Genomic DNA, 21075 nt, shown 5'->3' with positions numbered 1-21075 from the left:
GCGCGGCTGCGCCTTCGATGAGCCCCCTCTGTCTGTTTGCCTGAGATTGTTATCCCTTCGGCGAGCGCTTGCGCGCTACTCTCCAGAGTTCCGTCTGCCCCATGTTGGTCCTTTGGCCTGAGAGTTTCCGGGGCGGTTGCTCCTTCGGCACCGGCTTGCGCCGGATTCTCCCAACAGGGTTGGGTGCCATTATCTGGTAGTCGCCAGAGATGGCAAGGGGCAAATGTCGCTCTGAAACAAATTTTTGTCGTGGCGACTTGATGAGCGGAGGCCGGTACGCGCGACCGATGGATGCAGGGGACTTTGCAATCGCGCTTCGAGAAGCTATCCCATGGTGCCAATATAGGAGCCGGGCAGGAGACAATGATGAACCGCAAATTCGCCGCCGCATTGCTGATTTCGGCGACCACACTTTCATTCTCGGCTGTCGCCGTCATGGCGCAGCAGAGCGACGACATGAGCAAAATGCCCGGGATGCATATGGATGCCGGCAAAGCGCCGGCGGGTTCGGCTGCAGCCAAGCTCGGCGATCTCGACATCAGCGGCGGCTATGTCCGCGCCATGCTGCCGGGGCAGCCGGTCGGTGGCGGCTACATCACTATTCACAATGGCGGCAGCAGCGACGACAGGTTGACGTCCGTGACCTCAGCGGCCGCCGGCAAGGTGGAGCTGCACGAGATGAAGATGCAGGGCGAGGTCATGCAGATGCGGGAACTCAAAGAGGGTGTTGCCATCCCCGCTGGGGCCACGGTGACGCTTTCGCCCAACAGCCTGCACATGATGTTCAAGAAGGTGAAGACGCCGTTCAAGCAGGGCGGCACGGTGCCGGTGATGCTGATGTTCGATAAGGCGGGAATGGTCGATATCAACCTTCCTGTCGTGGCGCCGAACGCAAAATGAGGTTTACCGGGCACCATTGTCACAAAATTCCCGTCGGGCAGACAATTCAGGTTTCCACTTTTCGTCGAAATGCTCTAAAGCCACCTCAAAAGGCCGGATGACCCGGCCCTGGGGCAAGGCCGCCCCAGTCCTTTGATTTGGCATGATCTTGTCCGAAACCATTTCGCGCTTTTCGGGGTCATGTCGCGGTTCTTGAAAGAAGACGAATGGCCGGGATTGAGCATATAAAGGTCGAGCCCGACGAGGCCGGCATGCGCCTCGACCGCTGGTTCAAGGTGCATTTTCCAGGGCTGGGCTTTGGGCAATTACAGAAGCTGATGCGCTCCGGCCAGGTCCGTGTCGACGGCGGGCGCGTGAAGACAGATGCGCGTGTGCAGCCGGGACAGATGGTGCGCGTGCCGCCGCTGGATGTCGACGCCAAGGGGCCGAAAAGCGGACCGATCGCAGGCAAGGAGCTGAAGCATTCCGGCGACGCCGAGCTGCTGGCGCGCATGCTGCTGCATGAGGACGACAAGGTCTACGTGCTGAACAAGCCGGCCGGCCTCGCCGTGCAGGGCGGCTCCGGCGTCAGCCGCCATATCGACAAGATGCTGGAGGCATGGACCAGCCAGAAGGGTGAAAAGCCGCGCCTAGTGCATCGCCTCGACCGCGATACCTCCGGCGTTCTCGTCGTCGCCCGCACCCGCGGTGCCGCACAGAAGCTGACGGCCGCCTTCCGCGAGCGCGACACCAAGAAGACCTATTGGTCGCTGGTGAAGGGCGTGCCCCGCAAGCACGAGGACAAGATCTCGACCTGGCTGGTGAAAGAAGCCACCGCCGATGGCGACCGGATGCGCATCGCCAAACACGGCGAGGAGGGTGCCGATCACGCTGTCTCCTATTACCGTGTTGTCGAAACCGCCGCCCAGCGTCTCGCCTGGCTGGAAATGGAGCCTTATACCGGCCGCACGCACCAGCTCCGCGTCCATGCGCTGCATATCGGCCATCCGATCATCGGCGATCCCAAATATTTCGAGGACGACCCGAATTGGGACTTTCCCGGCGGCGTTCAGAAGCGGCTGCACCTGCATGCCCGCCATATCGATATCCCGCATCCGAGCGGCGGGCGCCTGCGCATCACCGCGCCGCTGCCGCCGCATATGGTGCAAACCTGGAACCTCCTCGGCTTTGACGAGGCATCGGCCGGGGAGCCGGACGACGAATGAAGCTGGTGCTTTTCGATTGTGACGGAACGCTGGTCGACAGCGTCCGGCTGATCCACGAGGTCATGGCGCGCACCTTCGTCGATTTCGGCCACAAGCGTCCCGATGTCGCCTCCACCAAGTCGATTATCGGTCTCTCACTCGACATCGCGATTGCCCGTATGCAGGGCAAGCCGCATGTCGATGACGAGGCAATTGCCATGACGGCGCACTACAAATCGATCTTCCCCGACGTGCGCGACGAGGGCGATATGCAGACGCCGCTTTTCGACGGGATCAAACCGTTGATCGAGACGCTCGCCGCCCGCGATGAATTGCTGATCGGCGCGGTGACCGGCAAGTCCCGCCGGGGCTTGGAGCATGTTCTTGAAGCGAACGGCTTTACGCCCTATTTCGCCGTTTCGCGCACCGCTGATGATTGCCCTTCCAAGCCGCATCCCGCGATGGTGACGGAATGCTGCAGCGAGACCGGCATGGATCCGCATGATACAATCGTTATCGGCGATGCCGTCTACGACATGCAGATGGCGAAAGCGGCCGGTGCGACCGCGATCGGTGTTGCCTGGGGCTATGCTTCGGTGGAAGAACTGCTGGCGGCAGGTGCCGACACGATTGCCCATCACCCGAACGACTTGTTGAGCCATATTCTCTGAGGTGACGCCATGCGCGACCTGTTGAACGATCTTTCCGAAGACCTGAGCCATCCCGATCCCATTCGCCGGGCTCAGATCCAGATGAAGAAGCCGCTGCCGAAGCGCTTCTACAAGGATGTAAGCGTCCGCGAGAGCGAAGACGGCCACGTGATCGAGCTCGACGGCAAGGTGGTGAAGACGCCTGCGCGCCAATCGCTCGCCGTCCCGACCGAGGCGCTCGCAAAGCTGGTTGCAGCCGAATGGACGCGGCAGGTCGAGGTCATCGATCCTGCGACCATGCCGGTGACGCGGCTGGTCAACACGGCGCTCGACGGTGTGGCGATCGATAGCCAGGCGGTATTCGAGGACATCCTGCGCTTTTCCTCCACAGATATGCTTTGCTATCGCGCCGATGGACCGGAGCGCCTGGTGGAGCGGCAATCGGAGCAGTGGAACCCGCTGATCGACTGGGCCGCAAACGAACTCGGTGCCCGTTTCATCCTGGCCGAAGGCGTCATGCATCAGGAGCAGCCGCGTGAGGCGATCGCCGCCTTTGCCGTGACGTTGCGCAAATACGACACGCCGCTGGAACTCGCCAGCCTGCATACGATCACGACGCTGACGGGTTCGGCGATCCTGGCGCTTGCTTTCGCCGAAGGCCGACTGCCGCTCGATGAAGTCTGGGCGCTCGCCCATCTCGACGAGGATTGGACGATCGAACATTGGGGCCGTGACGAAGAGGCCGAGCAGCGCCGCGCTCAGCGCTTCGAAGAGTTTCAGGCAGCCACCGATGTTTTTTCCGCGCTTCGCAGTTGAATATTGTTGATTTGCAGTCCGTTATATCGAAATCTGCATCTCAAGGGTTGGGAATTCGGGACGCGAATCATGTTGTTGTGGAGGTCGGGTGCGGTATCGGCACTCGTGGGATGTTTGGCGTTGGCTGCATGCACGAGCTGGCCGGGCACGGCGCCGCCTGCACCTCCAGCCTATGACGTGCGCAGCGCCACCGTCGTTGCCGATCAAGCCGTGCCGCCTGTCTCGCCTGTACTGCTTTCGGCGATCAACGAACGCGTCAATGCCGCCATCGCCGTGACCACCCGCGATACAGTGCTGCCGAAGGTGGCACTCACCATCCGCCTGACCGATGTCCGCAAGGCCGGAAGCTTCAACCACGATCGCAATACGGCAAAGATCAATATCGACGTCGATTCGGTCGATACCGGTGCGGTGCTTGCCATCGCCTCCTTCGATACGGCGAATTTCACACCGGACCCGAACGCAGCCGACAATCTGATGGCTGAAGATATCGCCGCCCGCATCCGTTCCATCTTCGTGCTGAAGGCACCGCCGCTGGTGAACTGAGCCTTCGGCTTCAAACTGCTGCTGCGCCATGCTAAGCCGGATAAGCGGAAAAGAGGGCCATCATGAAAGAGATCCTGCAGGAACTGGAACGTCGCCGGGAGATCGCGAGGCTCGGAGGCGGGCAGGCGCGTATCGATGCGCAGCATGCGCGCGGCAAGCTGACCGCGCGCGAGCGCATCGAAATCTTCCTCGATGAAGGCTCCTTCGAGGAATTCGACATGTTCGTCGAACACCGCTCGATCGATTTCGGCATGGACAAGACCAAGATCGCCGGCGACGGCGTGGTCACTGGCTGGGGCACGGTCAACGGCCGCACGGTCTTTCTTTTTGCCAAGGATTTCACGGTCTTCGGCGGCTCGCTTTCAGAAGCGCATGCAGAGAAGATCATGAAGGTTCAGGATATGGCGCTGAAAAACCGCGCCCCCATCATCGGCATCTATGATGCCGGCGGCGCGCGCATCCAGGAAGGCGTGGCGGCGCTTGGCGGCTATGCCGAGGTATTCCAGCGCAACGTGCTCTCTTCCGGCGTTATTCCACAGATCTCGATCATCATGGGTCCCTGCGCCGGCGGCGACGTCTATTCGCCGGCTATGACCGATTTCATCTTCATGGTGCGCGACACGTCCTACATGTTCGTCACCGGCCCGGACGTGGTGAAGACTGTCACCAACGAAACGGTGACGGCGGAGCAGCTTGGCGGTGCCTCGGTGCATACGACGAAATCCTCGATCGCCGATGCCGCCTACGACAACGACATCGATACGCTGCTGCAGGTGCGCCGGCTCATCGATTTCCTGCCTCAGTCGAATACCGCTGATCTCCCGGAGATCGAGTGCTATCAATCGGTCACCGATCCCGATTCCTCGCTCGACACGCTAATCCCGGCCAATGCCAACAAGCCCTACGACATCAAGGAGCTGATCCTGAAGGTGGCGGACGAGGGCGATTTCTTCGAAATTCAGGCAAGCTTTGCCAAGAACATCGTCTGTGGCTTCGGCCGCATCGAGGGCGCGACGGTCGGCTTCGTCGCCAATCAGCCGATGGTGCTCGCGGGCGTGCTCGACAGCGACGCCTCACGCAAGGCGGCGCGTTTCGTGCGCTTCTGCGATTGCTTCAATATTCCGCTCGTCACCTTTGTCGACGTACCGGGCTTTCTGCCGGGAACCGCGCAGGAATATGGCGGGTTGATCAAGCATGGCGCCAAGCTGCTCTTTGCCTATGCGGAAGCTACCGTGCCGAAACTCACTGTCATCACTCGCAAAGCCTTCGGCGGCGCCTACGACGTCATGGCGTCGAAACATCTGCGCGGTGACCTGAACTATGCTTGGCCGACCGCGCAGATCGCCGTCATGGGTGCCAAGGGCGCGGTCGAGATCATTTTCCGCAAGGATATCGCCCATCCTGAGAAGATCGCGGCGCATACGAAGATGTATGAGGATCGCTTCCTGTCTCCTTTCGTCGCGGCCGAGCGCGGTTATATTGACGAAGTGATCATGCCGCACTCTACCCGGCGGCGGCTGGCACAGGGGCTCAGGATGCTGCGCAATAAGGATCTGACCAATCCCTGGAAAAAGCACGACAATATTCCGCTTTGAGCATGTGACAACAAGTCACGGATTCTACACGGAAAATTGATTGGGCGTCAGAAGCCGTGTCTTCACCTTCGCGTGCACACAAACTAATGGTGGCTTCAGAAACCAAAACTGGAGTACAAAATGGCACTTTCCGATCGACTGAATCAATATCAGCCTTACGCCCTGGCGGCGCTGCGCATCATGACCGGTCTACTGTTTATGGAGCACGGCACGCAGAAGCTTTTGGCTTTTCCGGCCGGCGGTCATTTCGATGGTCCGCTGCCGACCCTGATCTTGATCCAGGGCATTCTGGAAGCTGTCGGCGGCCTGGCGATTGTTCTCGGCCTGTTTACGCGGATTGTTGCTTTCATCCTTAGCGGCAACATGGCGGTCGCCTATTTCATGGCGCACATGCCGAGGAATTTTTTCCCGGTCAACAATGAAGGCGATGCGGCCATCCTGTACTGCTTTGTCTTCCTGCTGTTGGTTTTCGCAGGCCCAGGCCTCCTGGCCATCGACGGTCGCAGGAAATAATATGCAATCGCCGGGCTTGGATCGATATCCGAGCCCGGCGAATAATTTCGCCGTTCGCGTGTTGACTCAGATATCAGCGGAAAGCGACCATATCTCCTAGAGATACTGGCCGCCTTCTCAGTTAAAACGGAGATTTTCATGCCGGCTTTCGAGCGCCTGTCCCAATATCAGCCCGCCGCCCTTGCGGTTCTCAGAATTGTGACCGCGCTATTGTTCCTAGAGCATGGCACGCAAAAGCTCTTCAATTTTCCCGCCGCGCCCTTTGAAATCTCGACACTGTTTTTCGTCGCCGGGGTGATTGAGCTTGTCGGCAGCATTCTGATCCTGCTCGGGCTCTTCACCCGGCCTGTTGCCTTCATCCTCAGCGGTGAAATGGCCTTCGCCTATTTCCTAGTGCACGCGCAGATGGGCTTCTTTCCAGCCAACAACGAGGGCGACGGCCCGATCTTGTTCTGCTTCATCTTCCTGTTCCTGGTGTTTGCAGGCCCCGGCCTCTGGGCACTGGACAATCGCCAGCGTTAGAGCGGTTCAGCGTTTCACGGAATCGCTTTCCCGCTCTATCTCTTTGTTTTTACGCATTCCTGGCGGAAAACCGCCTCGCACTTTTCCTGGAAGTGCTCTAGTGACGCAAATGAGGTTCAGGCGACGAGCTTGAGCCCGGCAATGCCCGCGACGATCAGGCCGATGCAGAACAGGCGAACGACGGTCGCGGGATCACCCAGCAGCCAGATGCCAAGGAGGACGGTACCGACCGTGCCGATGCCGGTCCACACAGCGTAGGCCGTGCCCATCGGCAAGGTCTCCACCGCAAGGCCGAGCAAGACGAGGCTGACCACCATCGAAATGACGGTGAGACCGGTCGGGATCGGCCGTGTGAAGCCTTCGGTATATTTCAGGCCGACAGCCCAACCGATTTCGAACAAACCTGCGAGGAAAAGCAGGAACCAAGCCATGTTACGCTCCTTTTTAAGAGCGAGGCCGTCCCCGCGGTGCTTGCGGTCGGCAATCTATGCCGGCCGCCGCAGTCGTCTGCGCGGGGAAATATATGCCTCAGCTAAATTGGCTTTTCAAGCTGGGGACTGCATGGCTGCTATGCCACCCGTTTCATGCTAGCCGTTCGGCATGCCACTTCAGGTGATCGTCCATGAAGGTCGAGATGAAATAGTAGGAGTGATCGTAGCGCTCGTGCATGCGCAGCGTCAGGCCGATATCGGTGCCCTTGATCGACTCTTCGAACAACCAGGGCCGCAGACCGGTTTCGAGGAAACCATCGGCTTTGCCTTGGTCGATCAGAAATTCCGGGAAGCGAGCGCCATCCTCGATGAGTGCGCAGGCGTCGTATTGCCGCCAGGCCGCCTTGTCGGCGCCAAGATATTTCTCGAAAGCCGGCGCTGACCAATCGGCCGTCGAGGGCTGCACGATCGGCGCAAAGGCGGAGCAGCTCTTGAAGCGGTCCGGATTCTTCAGCGCAATCGTCATCGCGCCATGGCCGCCCATGGAATGGCCGAAAATGCCTTGCCGGCTCATATCCACGCGGAACTGCCGGCTGACGAGGGCGGGCAATTCCTCCGTGACGTAGGTGTACATCCGATAGTTCTCGGCCCAGGGCTCTTCGGTGGCGTCGAGATAGAAGCCGGCACCTTTGCCCATCTGCCAGTTGGTCAATTCATCGGGGACGTCATTGCCGCGCGGGCTGGTGTCCGGGCAGACCACGATCAGGCCGAGTTCGGCTGCCATGCGACGATATTCGCCTTTTTCCATCACATTGGCATGGGTGCAGGTCAGGCCGGAGAGATACCAGAGGACCGGGCAGGGCTCCTTGATCGCCTGCGGCGGCACGAAGACCGCGAAGGTCATCTCGCATTGGCAGGCCTCGGACTCATGTGAAAAAACACCCTGCATGCCGCCGAAAGCGGTGTTCTGGGAAATGATGTTCAAGGCTGACCTCCAGACGAATTGTGAGCTTTGGCACGCCGGCAAAGGCGATCGAAGGTTTCAAGAAAGGCGGAGCGGTCGCGTGGCGAAAAAGCGGCGTTGTAGCCTTTGCTCTCGCCGGTCTCACGCAGGTGCGCGCCGAGATCGCGCATCGCGGTGACCATGCCGATATTGGTGTTGTCGAAAACACGGCCGGTCGGTCCGGTCACCAGCGCGCCGGAGACGACGCAGCGCCCGGCCAGGGGCACATCGGCCGTCACGACGATATCGCCTGGCCCCGCATGTTCGGCGATCCAGTTGTCAGCGGCGTCGAAAGCATTGGAGACGATGACGTTCTTCACCATCGGATCGCGCGAGGGGCGGAGGCCGGAATTGGCGACCAGTGTCACCTCGATGCCGTGGCGCTCGGCCACTTTCAAAATTTCCGGCTTGACCGGACAGGCATCGGCATCGACATAGATCATAGGAACAGAACGTGCTTCATTGGAGAGCGCTGCGCGTCCGGCCGAACGCGCAGTCGCGGTTTAGCGAAGTCCGCCGTCATGGGCCAGACCTATTCCCTCAATGTGCCTGCCTTTTTCGCGACCCAGGTTGCGAGAACATCCATCAGCGTCGGGTTCAGGCAATCGTAGGGCTCAAGGCGCAGCTCCTTCAACCGGCTGCGAATGGACGCCATGGCTGATGGCGGCGTTCCCGACTCGATGATCGACGAAACGAAAGCTGCGAAGGTGGGTTCGGGCCAGCCGCTTTCCTGAAATCGCTCGGGATGAATGAAATCCAGGCCCTTGAAGGCATGGTCGCGCTCCACCGGCCCATACATGTGCACGCCGCAAGCCTTGCAGGCGTGCCGCTGGATCAGGGCGTCGGGATCCACGACCGCGAGCTTGTCGCCGTTTTCCAGAACCTTGACATTCTCATGCGCGGTGACGGCTACGATCGAAAAGGCAGCACCATTCGGCTTCCAGCATTTCGTGCAGCCACAGGCGTGGTTATGAGCAATCGCGCCGGTGATGGCGACTTTGACGGGGCGATCGGTGCAGGCGCAGACGAGCGTCCCACCACTAAAATTCGCCTGTCCCGCCTTCACTCCGCCGTCGAGCGCCGGGTGTATCGATACTTGACTTGGCATGTTCAGCTTCCTCCTCCTTCTTTGCCCGCGGCCGCCAAACCAGGATCGGTTTGCGAAAAGGCCGCGTGCCATTCAAAGTCGTGCAGCAATCTCCCGTGCCGTCTCGATTTGCGCTCAGCGGAGTTCTTGGGCAAGTCCGATGAGAATCCCTTCAGGCCCACGGATGTAGCAGAGCCGATACGCGTCTTTATACTGGACGACTTCGCCTACGAGCTGCGCGCCGCGCGTGCGGAGCCTTTCAAGCGTCTCGTCGATGTCGTCCACGGTAAACATGACGCGGAGGTAGCCCAGAGCGTTGACCGGGGCGTTCCGGTGATCTGCGACGACCGGCGGCCTGAGGAAGCGGGAGAGCTCAAGCCGGCTGTGGCCATCCGGCGTGCGCATCATGGCAATCTCGACATGCTGATCGCCCAGTCCGGTGACACGTCCGGCCCATTCTCCTTCGATCGTGGCCCGCCCTTCGAGCTCAAGGCCGAGTTCGCGAAAGAAATCAATCGCCCCTTCGAGGTCTTCGACGACGATTCCGACGTTGTCCATCCGCTTGAGCGCCATGTTCCAATCTCCAGGGTGTCGCCTAGTCTAACGGACGCTTGAGTTGCTCCAACACCGACCGCCATCCGGGGCCGATTCGCTGCTGTTCACATCAGAATCCTGAATCATGGACCGCCGCAAACCGCCCCCGTTTTCAAACGGTCTCTCAATAGACCACGACGCCGCGGATGCTTTCGCCCTTGTGCATCATGTCGAAGCCCTTGTTGATGTCCTCGAGCGGCATGGTGTGGGTGATCATCGGGTCGATCTGGATCTTGCCCTGCATGTACCAGTCGACGATCTTTGGAACATCGGTGCGGCCACGGGCGCCGCCGAAGGCCGTGCCCATCCAGTTGCGGCCGGTGACGAGCTGGAACGGACGGGTCGAGATTTCCTGGCCGGCGCCGGCAACGCCGATGATGACCGACTTGCCCCAGCCGCGATGCGACGATTCCAGCGCCTGGCGCATCACCTTGGTGTTGCCGGTGCAGTCGAACGTATAGTCGGCCCCGCCGATGAGGTCGCCATTGCGCTTCGTCAGGTTGACGAGGTAAGGCACGATGTCGTCGCCGACCTCCTTCGGATTGACGAAATGCGTCATGCCGAATTTCTCGCCCCAGGCCTTGCGGTCGTTGTTGATGTCGACACCGATGATCATGTCGGCGCCGGCAAGCTTCAGGCCCTGCAGGACGTTGAGGCCGATGCCGCCAAGACCGAAGACGATCGCCGTCGAGCCGATCTCCACCTTGGCGGTGTTGATGACCGCACCGATGCCGGTGGTGACGCCGCAGCCGATATAGCAGATCTTGTCGAAGGGAGCGTCCGGGTTGACCTTGGCAACGGCAATCTCCGGCAGCACGGTGAAATTGGCGAAGGTCGAGCAGCCCATATAGTGATGGATCTTGTCCTTGCCGATCGAAAAGCGCGAGGTGCCGTCCGGCATCAGGCCCTGGCCTTGCGTGGCGCGGATCGCGGTGCAGAGGTTGGTCTTGCGGCTGAGGCAGGAATAACATTCGCGGCATTCGGGCGTATAAAGCGGAATGACGTGGTCGCCCTTCTTGACCGAGGTCACCCCCGGGCCGACATCGACGACGATGCCGGCGCCCTCATGGCCGAGGATTGCCGGAAACAGGCCCTCCGGATCGGCGCCCGACAGGGTGAAATCGTCGGTATGGCAGATGCCGGTCGCCTTGACCTCGATCAACACCTCGCCGGCCTTCGGGCCATCGAGCTGAACGGTCATGACTTCCAGCGGTTTACCGGCGGCAACGGCTACGGCGGCGCGTACGTCCATCGTTTCATCCCTTCTAAATTAATGATTTGGTTAGCGCGACATTGGCATGGCCGCGCCGGATGGCTCAAGCGAAAAATCGAGCGTTTCGTAGCGAATACGGATTAGGCGAATTCCATGATCACCGCGTCGACGGCAAGACTTTCGCCCGGCTTCGCATTGATCTTGCCGACGATCAAGTCGCGCTCAGCGCGCAGGACGTTCTCCATCTTCATCGCCTCGACGATCGCCAGCGTTTCCCCCGCCTTGACCTCCTGGCCTTGCGCAACAGCAATAGCGACGACGAGCCCGGGCATGGGGCAGAGCAACAACTTTGACGTATCCGGCGGCAGTTTGACCGGCATCAGCTTGTCAAGTTCCGCCTGGCGCGGCGTAAATATCCTGGCGCGGACCGAAAGGCCCTGCCAGTCGATGCGCAGCCCGTTGAGGAAAGGACGGATTTGGGCCGTCACCTTCCGCCCACTGACCGTTCCGGCCCAGACGGCGTCGCCCGGGCGCCAATCGGTCGCGACCGCCAAAATCCCGCCGTTGATCTGCATGTCCATCTCGAATGGGATGGTGACGAGCCCGTCCTGCAGCGTCACTGGAACATAGTCCGCGCCGAGCTTGACCACCCACTCCTCACGCAACGGCCCCGTCGCCGGCCGCAACCGGTCGGCATAGCGTTCGCGGCGGTTGGCATCGACAAGGCCGCAGGAGAGTGCGACGGCGGCAAGCACCGCAGATTCGCTTTTGTCCGGCGTCATCGGCGCAAAACCGTCCGGATATTCCTCCGCGATGAAGCCCGTGGAAAGCCGGCCTTCGCGCCAGCGCGGATGCTTCATCAGTGCCGACAGGAACGGCACATTATGTTCGATGCCGTCGACAACAAAACCGTCCAGCGCTTCACCCATGGCCTCAACCGCTTCAAGCCGCGTCGGCGCCCAGGTGCAGAGCTTGGCGATCATCGGGTCATAATACATGGAGATCTCAGCGCCTTCGAAGACGCCGGTGTCGTTGCGGATCACGACATTGCCGCTCTTACCTTCATGCGGCGGACGATAGCGCGTCAGCCGGCCGATCGACGGCAGGAAGTTTCGATAGGGATCTTCGGCATAGAGGCGGCTTTCGATCGCCCAGCCGTTCAGCTTGATATCATCCTGGGCAAAGGGCAGCTCTTCGCCGGCGGCGACGCGGATCATCTGTTCGACAAGATCGATGCCGGTAACAAGTTCCGTAACGGGATGTTCGACCTGCAGGCGGGTATTCATCTCTAGGAAATAGAAATTGCGGTCGCGGTCGACGATGAATTCGACCGTCCCGGCGCTCTGATAGTCGACCGCCTTGGCAAGCGCGACGGACTGTTCGCCCATGGCTTTGCGTGTCACCTCGTCAAGGAAAGGCGAGGGCGCTTCTTCGGCGACCTTCTGATTCCGGCGCTGGATCGAGCATTCACGCTCGCCGAGATAGACGACATTGCCGTGGGAATCCGCCAGCACCTGGATTTCGATGTGCCGCGGATCGACGACGAATTTCTCGATGAAGACGCGATCGTCGCCGAAGGAGCTTTTCGCCTCGGAGCGCGCACGCTCGAAACCGTCGCGCACTTCCTCACTACTCCAGGCGATGCGCATGCCCTTGCCGCCGCCGCCCGCCGAAGCCTTGATCATGACGGGATAGCCGATCTCGGCGGCAATTGTTTCGGCATGGTCGGCATCGTCGATGACGCCGAGATAGCCGGGCACGGTGGAAACCTTGGCGTCATTGGCGAATTTCTTCGATTCGATCTTGTCGCCCATCGCCCTGATCGCCTTCGGCTTCGGACCGATGAAGATGATGCCTTCCTTCTCCAACGCCTCACAAAAAGAGGCGCGCTCGGAGAGAAAGCCATAACCGGGGTGCACCGCTTCGGCGCCGGTCTCCTTGCAGGCGGCGATGATCTTTTCGGCTACGAGATAACTCTCGGCGGCAGGGGCTGCACCGATATGCACGGCCTCATCGGCCATTTCGACGTGCAAGGCGTCACGATCGGCGTCGGAATAGACCGCGACGGTCGAGATCCCCATCCGCCGCGCAGTCTTGATCACACGACAAGCGATCTCGCCCCGGTTGGCGATCAGGATTTTCTTGAACATCAAAACTCCGCCCAATGCATAGCCCTATCAGCGTTTTAGTCATAAATTGCGCCAGCGGTCCATGCGGAAGATGAGCGTACTCAAGCCGATTTCGTCGAACGCGACTGAACGCGCTCGCGCCAGATGATGAAAAGACCCGATCCGACGATGATCAGGATGCCGATCCATTTGGAAACATTTGGAAAGTCCCCGAACAGCGCATAGCCGAGAATGGTAGCCGAAATGATCTCGAAATATTGAAAAGGCGCCAGCAGCGACAGTGGCGCCAGCCGGAAGGCGCGCACGACGAGCATATGCGCATAGCCGGAGATCGAGCCGAGAATCAGCAGCAACACGAGACCGAGCCAGGAAGCGGGCAGGGACGGTACGAAATCGGCAACGCCAGCCGATGCCCCTATCGAAAGCGCACCGGCCATGAAGATCGTGCCGCCGATGCCGGCCATCGTCTGCATGGTAAGTGGCGAATCCGCCTCGCCGACGGCACGGTTCATGAAGAGATAAAGCGCAAAGAGAAAGGCGCAGGCGACCGGCAGCAGCGCTTTCCAGCCGAAAATTTCGAAACTTGGCTGAATGACGATCATCGCGCCGCCGAAGCCGACGACGATGGCAAGCCAGCGCCTCCAGCCGACCTTGTCGCCAAGAAACAGAGCCGAAAGAGCGGCCAGCATGAAAGGTTCGACGAAATAGATGGCGAAGACATCGGCAAGCGGCATGTATTTGACCGCCACGAAAAACAGCAGGCTTGCCGCGCCGTGCAGCGCGCCGCGCAAAAGGTTCACCCAGGGGCGCTTGGCCGAAAGCGCTGCCCATCCAAAGGCGGCAAAGAGCAGCGGCATAGTACAGACGAGTTGAAAGAAGAAGCGGTAGAACGTCACCTGTCCCGGCGACATCGCCTCGAAGGTCGCCATATATTTGGCGATCGCATCCATCACCGGCAGGACGATCATGGCGCTGGCCATGATGGCCATGCCTTGCAGCGGATTCTGATGGGCGGGGACGACTGAGATTTGGGACATGCGGGAGATCAAACACAGGAATCCCGTCCGATCAAGACGGGCATCAACGCCGTTGCCAATTCATCACACCATTTGGCGCAAAAATCGCGGACTTTGCCAATTCAGACAGATCGCGGTGGTGACATGACGCCCCTAGACCTATGTCTGCTTGGAAAATCCGCTAAAAAATAAGCGCGCCGCTCAGAAATTCACCGGCGCAACCAACAAGGATCGCACCGATGTTGAAGACGGAACAAGAGACGACCGTTTTTTCGGATGAAGGCGACGATACCCTGGGCGGACGCCTTTCCATGGCCCGCGACGCCGCCGGCATCAGCCTCGAATCGCTGGCAAGCCAGTTGGGCTTAAGGCAGGAGACGATAATTGCCTGGGAATCGGACCGTTCGGAGCCGCAACCATCCGTTCTGGTCAAATTGGCCGCCATGTTCGCCGTGTCGCCGACTTGGCTGATGACCGGCTCCGGCGATGGACCGGGTGAGGACAGCGACGAACGGGCACTGGAGGCCGTCAAAATCGAGCTTTCGCGCCTACGGTCCGCCCATCAGGAAATCGGCCGGCTGATCGAGACGACAACGCGCCAGATCGAAAGGCTCGACCATCAAATCCGGCTGCGCAATGTCAGCAAGGACGTCGCGCACTAAGCCTCATCAGGGTTCATTGGTGGTTTCGCCGAATATCTCTTCGAAAGCTTCCCGCAGACGGATATCCACATCCGCTATCATCACCGGCAGGCCGAGGTCGACGAGGCTGGTGACCCCATAGGCGGAAATTCCACAGGGCACGATACCGGTGAAATGGCCGAGATCGGGATCGACGTTCAGCGACAGGCCGTGAAACGTCACCCATCTGCGCACGCGAATGCCGAGGGCGGCGATCTTGTCTTCAGCCACGGTCCCATCCGGCAGCAGCGGTTTCTCCGGACGGCGCACCCAGACGCCGACACGATCTTCACGCCGCTCACCGCGAACATTCATCGAATCGAGGGTGCGGATGATGACTTCTTCCAATGCGGCAACGAAGGCGCGGATATCCTGACGCCGGCGCTTCAGATCCAGCATGACATAGGCAACGCGCTGGCCGGGGCCATGATAGGTATATTCGCCGCCTCGCCCGGTGGCGAAGACGGGAAAACGATCGGGCTCGATGAGATCGGCCGCATTGGCGCTGGTGCCTGCTGTATATAAAGGTGGATGCTCGACCAGCCAGACAAGCTCCTGCGCTTGACCCTCGGCAATCGCCGCCACCTCCGCCTCCATGACCGCCACTGCTTCATCATAGGGCACGAGACCATCGGCGATACGCCAACGCACGGGCGGAGAGCCGGCAGGGGGAAACATTTGATGTTGGAGATCGGTGCGTAGCATCAGCCAGTCCTTTGCGCCTGTTCGGCAGACAGCTCCCTTGGAAATTTGGCGCGCCGATAGGTTATCAACATATGGAGGCATTTGGCCAGGAATTCAAACATCTACGAGACGGATGCCGTGAATCCAAAGGCGCGTTTAAGGGAGCTGTGGGCGAATGTTAAAAAAACTGACATATCGCTCTTGTGCCCCCCGAATGCTTTTGCTACATGCAGCCGCGCCGGAGCAATCCGGCCCTACCACGATGCGGTCGTGGCGGAATTGGTAGACGCGCAGCGTTGAGGTCGCTGTGGGGCAACCCGTGGAAGTTCGAGTCTTCTCGACCGCACCAAGTTGATTAAGAAAAGCCCGCCTTTGCGGGCTTTTTCTTTGCCAAGTGTCCGACGTCAGAACAGAGCCTGGGAGACCTTTTCCATCGCTCCAAGGGCAAGCTTCCAGCGTTCCGCTCCACGACTATAAACCTCGCTCGTCTTCGCTTCGGAAATGGCCCAGGATTGCCGTGATATCGTGCTGGCAACCAAGCATGGGGTGCCTTCGATTCGGCAGCCGATCCGGGCCAGCACGATGAGGTCTGTGGCCTTCCAAGGAATCGCACCGCGTCGGTCTTGCGGAGTACGTTCCGCTCCGCAATTAGCAAAATGTTTGCATCTCACTCGACTCGCACGGACACGATAACGGATCAGAGCATGTAGGAGAGCATCTCGTAAGCGTCGTCGAGAGCAGCTTCCTGCGTTCGAAATTTTCTGCTGGGCCGGCTTCTGTCCTCGTTCAAATGAATCACATAGACCCATCGACCGAGTCGCACTTCTTTTGTTTCAATTTTGTATTCGAAAGGAATTTCAATAGGGGGCATTCGTATTCCATCTCTAAGCTTGCAATCGAAAAGATGGTTACTGATCTATTAATGCGCCGGCAATCTGAACCTGCGATAATGGTTGACGGACGAGGTTAACGGGCAGCTCGGCACCAATACCCGTTTTCTTCTCGACCACACCAGAAACCCGCTTCGGCGGTTTTTTCCTTCTGGCGATCGCCGTCACCACATTCCTTTAAAAGTTGCGTCTCAGGCGAAGGTACTCTCTCTGATAGCTGTTTCCGTACAGTTACCGTTCATGTTCTCCCCCATATGGTGTCGTTGCTTGCCCGCGACTCGTGCGTCAATTGACAACCGAAGGGGCGGGGATGATTAATAGTTTCGACATTCGTCATAGAGCGGAGGATTTGCCAATGACCAGTCGTGCCATCCTGTTGATGTCTTTTGCGTCTCTTGCAGTTGTGGGCTCGATGGCCCTCTCATCGCCGGCTTCTGCGCTAACCATGAAAGAGTGCAGCACCAAGTATCAGGCGGCCAAGGCTGCCGGTACCCTGAACGGCCAGACGTGGAATGATTTCCGTGCTTCGCAGTGCGCTGCCGACGCAAGCGCTACCACCACTGCACCGGCAACCACCGCGCCGGCAAAGACCACTGCCACCGCCAAGACGACGGCGGCTGCCGATGAGCCTGATGCCACCAAGCCGCCGGCCAAGGAGCCGCCGAAGGCTACGACCGCAGCGCCGGCCGGCGTGACCTTCCCGAAGGCCGTCGATCCCAAATATTCGAGCGAAACGCCCGGCAAGGGCCGCTTCCACACCTGCGTCGACGCCTATAACGACAACAAGACCAAGAATACCCTTAACGGCCTGAAGTGGATCCAGAAGGGCGGCGGCTACTACAGCCTCTGCAACACCAAGCTGAAGGGCTGATCCGCCGCTTCATGCAGACAAACAGGCGGGCGTCTTCGAGGCGCCCGCATTTTTATGTGCGGACATTTAGACACGCAGGACCGATCACGCCTTCGCTTTTTCCCATTTCTTCACCAGCCGGTCGCGCTTCAATTTCGAGAGGCGCTGCAGCCAGAACAGACCGTCGAGCTGGTCGACTTCGTGCTGGATGCAGATAGCAAGAAAGCCTTCGGCTTCAGTTTCGTGCGCCCGACCGTCCAGATCCTGGTAGCGAAAGCGGATTGCTTTCGGCCTGGCGATCTCGTCCGTGAAACCGGGCATGGAGACACTGCCCTCCATATGCCGCATCGTCTCATCGGAAAACCAGGTGATCTCCGGATTGACATAGGTGTGCACACCATCCTCGCGGCTGAGTTCGATTACGGTTATGCGCTGAAGCACGCCGATATGAGCGGCGGTGATTCCGACGCCGGGAGCAGCGCGCATGGTGTCCAGGAGATCGTTGGCGAGCCTACGCAAGTCGTCGTCAAAGGCGGCGACGGGAGCGCAGGCTGTTTTCAATAATGGGTCGGGGAAGCGGATGATGGGACGGACTGGCACGGCTCTCTCTGTTAACGGAACGACATGTTCGCAGCCTAAGGATAGGGGTAAGACGTCGCCAGCGCCACCGTCTTACAGACACGACACAAAATGTCAGCTTTCCCTCCTATCCAATTGTTGACAATCAGCTTTTTGCCGTCATTCTCCATGACGGAATCCTAGATTTTCATAGGCAGAACGGAATGGGAGGCGGCAAATGACGACGACCGACGAAGACGAACGCGTTCGCAAGGCCTCCGAGAAGACCAATCCCGACATCTACGACGAGGACGGCGTCGTCCGCTCCGATTTCCTCGTTGAGGTCAACGACGCGATCGAGCGGCGTGATATTCCATTCCTGCAACAGAACGTCGCCCGGCTGCACGAATCCGAGCTCGGCGACCTGCTGGAATCGCTGCATCCCGACCAACGTCTGACGCTGGTGCAATTGCTCGGCGACGACTTCGACATGACGGCGCTGACGCAGGTGGACGAAGCGATCCGCATGGAGATCGTCGACCAACTGCCGAACGACCAGATCGCCGCCGCGATCGGCGAACTCGATTCGGACGATGCCGTCTACATTCTCGAAGACCTCGACCAGGAAGACCGCGACGAGATCCTGTCGCAACTGCCGTTCACCGAGCGGGTACGACTGCGGCGCGCCCTTGAATATCCGGAGCAGTCAGCCGGCCGCCGCATGCAGACGGAATTCATTGCCGTGCCGCCGTTCTGGACGGTCGGCCAGACGATCGACTACATGCGCGAAGAGGAGGAATTGCCGGAAGCCTTCACCCAGATCTTCGTCATCGACCCAACCTTCAAGCTGCTCGGCAGCGTCGATCTCGACCGCATTCTGCGTACCAAGCGACAGACGAAGGTCGAGAGCATCATGCGCGAGACCTCGCATCCGATTCCGGCCGTCATGGACCAGGAAGAGGCGGCGCAGGTCTTCGAACAATACGACCTTCTGTCCGCCGCCGTCGTCGATGAAAACGACCGCCTCGTCGGCGTATTGACCATCGACGACGTGGTCGACGTCATCCATGAAGAGGCGGACGAGGACATCAAGCGCCTCGGCGGCGTCGGCGACGAAGAGCTGTCCGACAATATCACCTCCACGGTGCGCTCACGCTTTGTCTGGCTGGCAGTCAATCTGATCACGGCGATACTGGCGTCCAGCATTATCAATATCTTTGACGGTGCGATTGAGAAAATGGTTGCGCTTGCCGTGCTGATGCCGATCGTCGCTTCGATGGGCGGCAATGCCGGTACGCAGACGATGACGGTCACCGTGCGCGCACTCGCAACCGGCGACCTCGATATCTACAATGCCTTCCGCGTCATCCGCAGAGAGGCGGGTGTCGGCTTTCTCAATGGCATTCTCTTTGCCATCATCATGGGCGCGATCGCCACCCTCTGGTTCCATGATTTCCAGCTCGGCATCGTCATCGCCGCTGCGATGATCATCAATCTCGTCGCGGCGGCCCTTGGTGGTATCCTGCTGCCGCTGGTGCTGCATCGATTCGGCGCCGACCCGGCCATCGCCTCGTCGGCATTTGTCACTACGGTCACGGATTGCACGGGATATTTTGCGTTCCTGGGTCTGGCGACCTGGTGGTTTTCCATTCACTAAGGCCGCTAGGCCTTTGAATTCAACACATCTTTGACGATCGAAAGTCCATCGGGGCCTTGCTGAAATTGACTATTACGTAAAAGTCAATATTATAGGCTCTGCACCAGAGAGGCGGACTATTGTTGGACAGGTTTTATAGCATAACGGAGCTCACGCGGGAATTCGGCGTTTCCACTCGGACATTGCGTTTCTACGAGGATGAAGGTCTTATCCATCCCGAGCGCAGAGGCCGCACGCGCCTTTTCCGGCCAGCCGACCGCCGCCTGATCCAGGAAATCCTGCGCGGCCGCCGCATCGGCTTCACCATCGCCGAAATCCGCGAGATCATTCAGGTCTATAAGGAGCCGCCAGGCGAGATCGGCCAGTTGAAGCTCCTGATGAAGCGCGTCGACGAAAAGCGCGAGGAACTGCGCCAGAAGCGCAAGGATATTGAGGACACTCTGACCGAACTCGACAATGTCGAAGAAGCCTGTCTCGGCCGCCTGGCCGAAATCGGCGTGGGGACGTGACTACCACCGTCAAAGTATAAGACGCATCGTAGTCGCCGCAATTCTAACGAGAATGCTTTGTAGAAAAGCCAAGCATTCACAGAGGGTTGTGGCAAATGGCGGCAAGGTTTAGCTTCGTCTTAGCGATAGGGATCGCGCTCGTTCCGTTCAATGTCGGAAAGACTCAAGCGGCCGATAACAACAATACCGATATTCCGGTTGCCTACGCCCTTTTGCTTGACGGCAAGGATGCGATCTACGGCCAACTCAATTGCCAAATTCATGTTCGCTGCCAGCTTATCGACAATCAGGACACTCACGTTCAGCTAAGCGTTACCATCGATTCGAATCGATATTTGGCGGGCGACATCAGCGTCCGGTGTGGCGACCTCGGCTGCTCTTTTCGGACTTGGAAAACATCGACCCGGCTGGAAGAGGTTTCTGATGGGAAAAAAGTTCGTGAATTCGATCTTTATGCCGGTGAAAATGATTCAGTCGCGATGGATCTCGTGCAACGTACGAGAACAAAGATCGGTCGGATTTTACTCCTCGCTGAATACCGATAAGCAGCGACTGCGGGCACCTCCCGCTTTCAAATCCAGCGCCGCGTACGCTTGCAGTAGAACTCGAATTCACAGCCGAAACGAGAGAGCAGGTGCATTTCCTCGCAACGGATGACCAGTGGCGTGGTCAGCGCCGCCGCCACGGCTGCCATGGTGACGAACCAGAGATTGCCGATCACCAGGCCGAGGCCTGCCGTCAGCAGCGTATATCCGAGATAGGTCGGGTTGCGGCTAAAGCGGAACGGTCCCTTGGTCACCAGATGCGCCGTGCAGCGTTGCGTTAGCACGGTCGTGCCGCTTTCGAACAGCGTCTTCACCGCCCAGACATTCAATGTCACCGCGACAACTGTCAAAAGCGCGCCAATGCCCCAAGCGATCAAGGCCCCGAGGTACGACATGCGCACGGGATAGTCCTGATTCAAATAAAGCGCCGTTATAACTGCAAGACTATAAATTAAAGGCGGCCATGGAAAACTCAGCGACTTGGAACGATAGGCATTCATAGA

General features: G+C 59.3%; 25 protein-coding genes, 1 tRNA gene and 1 riboswitch. Of the genes, 14 read left to right on the top strand and 12 right to left on the bottom strand.

Annotation, left to right across the window (positions count from 1 at the left end; genetic code table 11):
* Positions 1 to 95 precede the first annotated feature (95 nt).
* Positions 96 to 183, bottom strand: a riboswitch (glycine riboswitch).
* A gap of 183 nt (positions 184 to 366) precedes the next feature.
* The 8 genes from N2601_RS07340 to N2601_RS07305 all read left to right on the top strand — a co-directional run bounded on the left by N2601_RS07340 (position 367) and on the right by N2601_RS07305 (position 6726).
* On the top strand, positions 367 to 900 hold the full coding sequence (locus N2601_RS07340; protein WP_104823190.1) for a copper chaperone PCu(A)C: 534 nt from the start codon (positions 367 to 369) through the stop codon (positions 898 to 900).
* Positions 901 to 1106: 206 nt separating this feature from the next.
* A complete protein-coding gene (locus tag N2601_RS07335; protein WP_104823189.1) occupies positions 1107 to 2105 on the top strand; it encodes an RluA family pseudouridine synthase in 999 nt (332 codons plus the stop codon).
* Positions 2102 to 2755, top strand: a complete 654-nt coding sequence (locus N2601_RS07330) for an HAD-IA family hydrolase (RefSeq protein ID WP_104823188.1) — start codon at positions 2102 to 2104, stop codon at positions 2753 to 2755. The genes N2601_RS07335 and N2601_RS07330 overlap by 4 nt, the downstream gene beginning before the upstream one ends.
* 9 nt (positions 2756 to 2764) lie before the next feature.
* Entirely contained in the window at positions 2765 to 3550 is a 786-nt protein-coding gene (locus N2601_RS07325) for an ATP12 family chaperone protein (RefSeq protein ID WP_104823187.1), read from the top strand.
* Between the two features lie 69 nt (positions 3551 to 3619).
* Complete coding sequence (locus N2601_RS07320) at positions 3620 to 4096, top strand: hypothetical protein (RefSeq protein WP_104823186.1); 477 nt, start codon at positions 3620 to 3622, stop codon at positions 4094 to 4096.
* Positions 4097 to 4158: 62 nt separating this feature from the next.
* A complete protein-coding gene (locus N2601_RS07315; protein WP_104823185.1) occupies positions 4159 to 5691 on the top strand; it encodes an acyl-CoA carboxylase subunit beta in 1533 nt (510 codons plus the stop codon).
* Positions 5692 to 5811: 120 nt separating this feature from the next.
* Positions 5812 to 6204 carry a DoxX family protein gene (locus N2601_RS07310; RefSeq protein ID WP_104823184.1) on the top strand — a complete coding sequence of 131 codons (393 nt, stop codon included), beginning with the start codon at positions 5812 to 5814 and terminating at the stop codon, positions 6202 to 6204.
* A 138-nt stretch (positions 6205 to 6342) separates the two neighbouring features.
* Positions 6343 to 6726 (top strand): DoxX family protein, encoded by a 384-nt coding sequence (locus N2601_RS07305; protein WP_104823183.1) that lies wholly within the window; start codon positions 6343 to 6345, stop codon positions 6724 to 6726.
* A gap of 116 nt (positions 6727 to 6842) precedes the next feature.
* Here N2601_RS07305 and N2601_RS07300 read toward each other — a convergent pair whose 3' ends face one another.
* The 8 genes from N2601_RS07300 to N2601_RS07265 form a co-directional block, all read right to left on the bottom strand.
* Positions 6843 to 7157, bottom strand: coding sequence for a DMT family transporter (locus N2601_RS07300; protein WP_104823182.1), 315 nt, complete (start codon positions 7155 to 7157; stop codon positions 6843 to 6845).
* Positions 7158 to 7308: 151 nt separating this feature from the next.
* Entirely contained in the window at positions 7309 to 8142 is an 834-nt protein-coding gene (gene fghA / locus N2601_RS07295; protein ID WP_104823181.1) for an S-formylglutathione hydrolase, read from the bottom strand.
* Positions 8139 to 8603: a YaiI/YqxD family protein gene (locus N2601_RS07290; RefSeq protein WP_104823180.1), complete on the bottom strand. Its 465-nt coding sequence runs from the start codon at positions 8601 to 8603 to the stop codon at positions 8139 to 8141. The genes fghA and N2601_RS07290 overlap by 4 nt, the downstream gene beginning before the upstream one ends.
* Before the next feature lie 89 nt (positions 8604 to 8692).
* Positions 8693 to 9268, bottom strand: a complete 576-nt coding sequence (gene gfa, locus N2601_RS07285; protein ID WP_104823179.1) for an S-(hydroxymethyl)glutathione synthase — start codon at positions 9266 to 9268, stop codon at positions 8693 to 8695.
* Positions 9269 to 9382: 114 nt separating this feature from the next.
* Positions 9383 to 9820, bottom strand: coding sequence for a VOC family protein (locus N2601_RS07280; RefSeq protein ID WP_104823178.1), 438 nt, complete (start codon positions 9818 to 9820; stop codon positions 9383 to 9385).
* Between the two features lie 145 nt (positions 9821 to 9965).
* The gene (locus N2601_RS07275; protein ID WP_104823177.1) at positions 9966 to 11093 is read right to left on the bottom strand and encodes an S-(hydroxymethyl)glutathione dehydrogenase/class III alcohol dehydrogenase; all 1128 of its coding nucleotides are present in this window, start codon (positions 11091 to 11093) and stop codon (positions 9966 to 9968) included.
* A 101-nt stretch (positions 11094 to 11194) separates the two neighbouring features.
* Positions 11195 to 13204 (bottom strand): acetyl-CoA carboxylase biotin carboxylase subunit, encoded by a 2010-nt coding sequence (locus N2601_RS07270; RefSeq protein WP_104823176.1) that lies wholly within the window; start codon positions 13202 to 13204, stop codon positions 11195 to 11197.
* Between the two features lie 80 nt (positions 13205 to 13284).
* Positions 13285 to 14220: a DMT family transporter gene (locus N2601_RS07265; RefSeq protein ID WP_104823175.1), complete on the bottom strand. Its 936-nt coding sequence runs from the start codon at positions 14218 to 14220 to the stop codon at positions 13285 to 13287.
* Between the two features lie 218 nt (positions 14221 to 14438).
* On the opposite strand from N2601_RS07265, the gene N2601_RS07260 reads away from it, so the two are divergent.
* Positions 14439 to 14861: a helix-turn-helix domain-containing protein gene (locus N2601_RS07260; RefSeq protein ID WP_104823174.1), complete on the top strand. Its 423-nt coding sequence runs from the start codon at positions 14439 to 14441 to the stop codon at positions 14859 to 14861.
* Between the two features lie 6 nt (positions 14862 to 14867).
* Here the strand turns inward: N2601_RS07260 and lipB are convergent, their stop codons facing one another.
* A complete protein-coding gene (gene lipB / locus N2601_RS07255; protein ID WP_104823173.1) occupies positions 14868 to 15584 on the bottom strand; it encodes a lipoyl(octanoyl) transferase LipB in 717 nt (238 codons plus the stop codon).
* 243 nt (positions 15585 to 15827) lie between these two features.
* Between lipB and N2601_RS07250 the strand changes: the two genes are divergently transcribed.
* Positions 15828 to 15912 (top strand) — tRNA-Leu (locus N2601_RS07250).
* A 559-nt stretch (positions 15913 to 16471) separates the two neighbouring features.
* Here the strand turns inward: N2601_RS07250 and N2601_RS07245 are convergent.
* Positions 16472 to 16621: a hypothetical protein gene (locus tag N2601_RS07245; protein WP_158704454.1), complete on the bottom strand. Its 150-nt coding sequence runs from the start codon at positions 16619 to 16621 to the stop codon at positions 16472 to 16474.
* Between the two features lie 187 nt (positions 16622 to 16808).
* Here N2601_RS07245 and N2601_RS07240 point away from each other — a divergent pair, with 187 nt between their 5' ends.
* On the top strand, positions 16809 to 17324 hold the full coding sequence (locus N2601_RS07240) for a hypothetical protein (RefSeq protein ID WP_104823172.1): 516 nt from the start codon (positions 16809 to 16811) through the stop codon (positions 17322 to 17324).
* 84 nt (positions 17325 to 17408) lie between these two features.
* On the opposite strand, the gene N2601_RS07235 is transcribed toward N2601_RS07240, so the two are convergent.
* Positions 17409 to 17903: a peptide deformylase gene (locus N2601_RS07235; RefSeq protein WP_104823171.1), complete on the bottom strand. Its 495-nt coding sequence runs from the start codon at positions 17901 to 17903 to the stop codon at positions 17409 to 17411.
* Between the two features lie 196 nt (positions 17904 to 18099).
* On the opposite strand from N2601_RS07235, the gene mgtE reads away from it, so the two are divergent.
* From mgtE to N2601_RS07220, 3 genes are all read left to right on the top strand, one after another.
* The gene (gene mgtE, locus N2601_RS07230) at positions 18100 to 19518 is read left to right on the top strand and encodes a magnesium transporter (RefSeq protein ID WP_104823170.1); all 1419 of its coding nucleotides are present in this window, start codon (positions 18100 to 18102) and stop codon (positions 19516 to 19518) included.
* A gap of 122 nt (positions 19519 to 19640) precedes the next feature.
* Entirely contained in the window at positions 19641 to 20027 is a 387-nt protein-coding gene (locus N2601_RS07225; protein WP_104823169.1) for a MerR family transcriptional regulator, read from the top strand.
* A gap of 95 nt (positions 20028 to 20122) precedes the next feature.
* Positions 20123 to 20572 carry a hypothetical protein gene (locus tag N2601_RS07220; RefSeq protein WP_104823168.1) on the top strand — a complete coding sequence of 150 codons (450 nt, stop codon included), beginning with the start codon at positions 20123 to 20125 and terminating at the stop codon, positions 20570 to 20572.
* A 26-nt stretch (positions 20573 to 20598) separates the two neighbouring features.
* Here the strand turns inward: N2601_RS07220 and N2601_RS07215 are convergent, their stop codons facing one another.
* Positions 20599 to 21072, bottom strand: a complete 474-nt coding sequence (locus tag N2601_RS07215; protein ID WP_104823167.1) for a methyltransferase family protein — start codon at positions 21070 to 21072, stop codon at positions 20599 to 20601.
* Between the last annotated feature and the right edge of the window lie 3 nt (positions 21073 to 21075).

The sequence above is a fragment of the Rhizobium sp. CB3060 genome (genome assembly GCF_025200735.1).
Classification (GTDB): Bacteria; Pseudomonadota; Alphaproteobacteria; order Rhizobiales; family Rhizobiaceae; genus Rhizobium.
Note: the sequence above shows the minus strand (reverse complement) of the source record. Positions and strands in the feature narration are given on the sequence as shown.

Coding starts and splice junctions, on each gene's coding strand:
- N2601_RS07330 (WP_104823188.1), top strand. CDS start 2,102: ATGAAGCTGGTGCTTTTCGATTGTGACGGAACGCTGGTCGACAGCGTC.
- N2601_RS07320 (WP_104823186.1), top strand. CDS start 3,620: ATGTTGTTGTGGAGGTCGGGTGCGGTATCGGCACTCGTGGGATGTTTG.
- N2601_RS07340 (WP_104823190.1), top strand. CDS start 367: ATGAACCGCAAATTCGCCGCCGCATTGCTGATTTCGGCGACCACACTT.
- N2601_RS07280 (WP_104823178.1), bottom strand. CDS start 9,820: ATGGCGCTCAAGCGGATGGACAACGTCGGAATCGTCGTCGAAGACCTC.
- N2601_RS07335 (WP_104823189.1), top strand. CDS start 1,107: ATGGCCGGGATTGAGCATATAAAGGTCGAGCCCGACGAGGCCGGCATG.
- N2601_RS07315 (WP_104823185.1), top strand. CDS start 4,159: ATGAAAGAGATCCTGCAGGAACTGGAACGTCGCCGGGAGATCGCGAGG.
- N2601_RS07270 (WP_104823176.1), bottom strand. CDS start 13,204: ATGTTCAAGAAAATCCTGATCGCCAACCGGGGCGAGATCGCTTGTCGT.
- lipB (WP_104823173.1), bottom strand. CDS start 15,584: ATGCTACGCACCGATCTCCAACATCAAATGTTTCCCCCTGCCGGCTCT.
- mgtE (WP_104823170.1), top strand. CDS start 18,100: ATGACGACGACCGACGAAGACGAACGCGTTCGCAAGGCCTCCGAGAAG.
- N2601_RS07275 (WP_104823177.1), bottom strand. CDS start 11,093: ATGGACGTACGCGCCGCCGTAGCCGTTGCCGCCGGTAAACCGCTGGAA.
- N2601_RS07300 (WP_104823182.1), bottom strand. CDS start 7,157: ATGGCTTGGTTCCTGCTTTTCCTCGCAGGTTTGTTCGAAATCGGTTGG.
- N2601_RS07290 (WP_104823180.1), bottom strand. CDS start 8,603: ATGATCTATGTCGATGCCGATGCCTGTCCGGTCAAGCCGGAAATTTTG.
- N2601_RS07325 (WP_104823187.1), top strand. CDS start 2,765: ATGCGCGACCTGTTGAACGATCTTTCCGAAGACCTGAGCCATCCCGAT.
- N2601_RS07240 (WP_104823172.1), top strand. CDS start 16,809: ATGACCAGTCGTGCCATCCTGTTGATGTCTTTTGCGTCTCTTGCAGTT.
- N2601_RS07215 (WP_104823167.1), bottom strand. CDS start 21,072: ATGAATGCCTATCGTTCCAAGTCGCTGAGTTTTCCATGGCCGCCTTTA.
- N2601_RS07305 (WP_104823183.1), top strand. CDS start 6,343: ATGCCGGCTTTCGAGCGCCTGTCCCAATATCAGCCCGCCGCCCTTGCG.
- N2601_RS07220 (WP_104823168.1), top strand. CDS start 20,123: ATGGCGGCAAGGTTTAGCTTCGTCTTAGCGATAGGGATCGCGCTCGTT.
- gfa (WP_104823179.1), bottom strand. CDS start 9,268: ATGCCAAGTCAAGTATCGATACACCCGGCGCTCGACGGCGGAGTGAAG.
- N2601_RS07260 (WP_104823174.1), top strand. CDS start 14,439: ATGTTGAAGACGGAACAAGAGACGACCGTTTTTTCGGATGAAGGCGAC.
- N2601_RS07265 (WP_104823175.1), bottom strand. CDS start 14,220: ATGTCCCAAATCTCAGTCGTCCCCGCCCATCAGAATCCGCTGCAAGGC.
- N2601_RS07310 (WP_104823184.1), top strand. CDS start 5,812: ATGGCACTTTCCGATCGACTGAATCAATATCAGCCTTACGCCCTGGCG.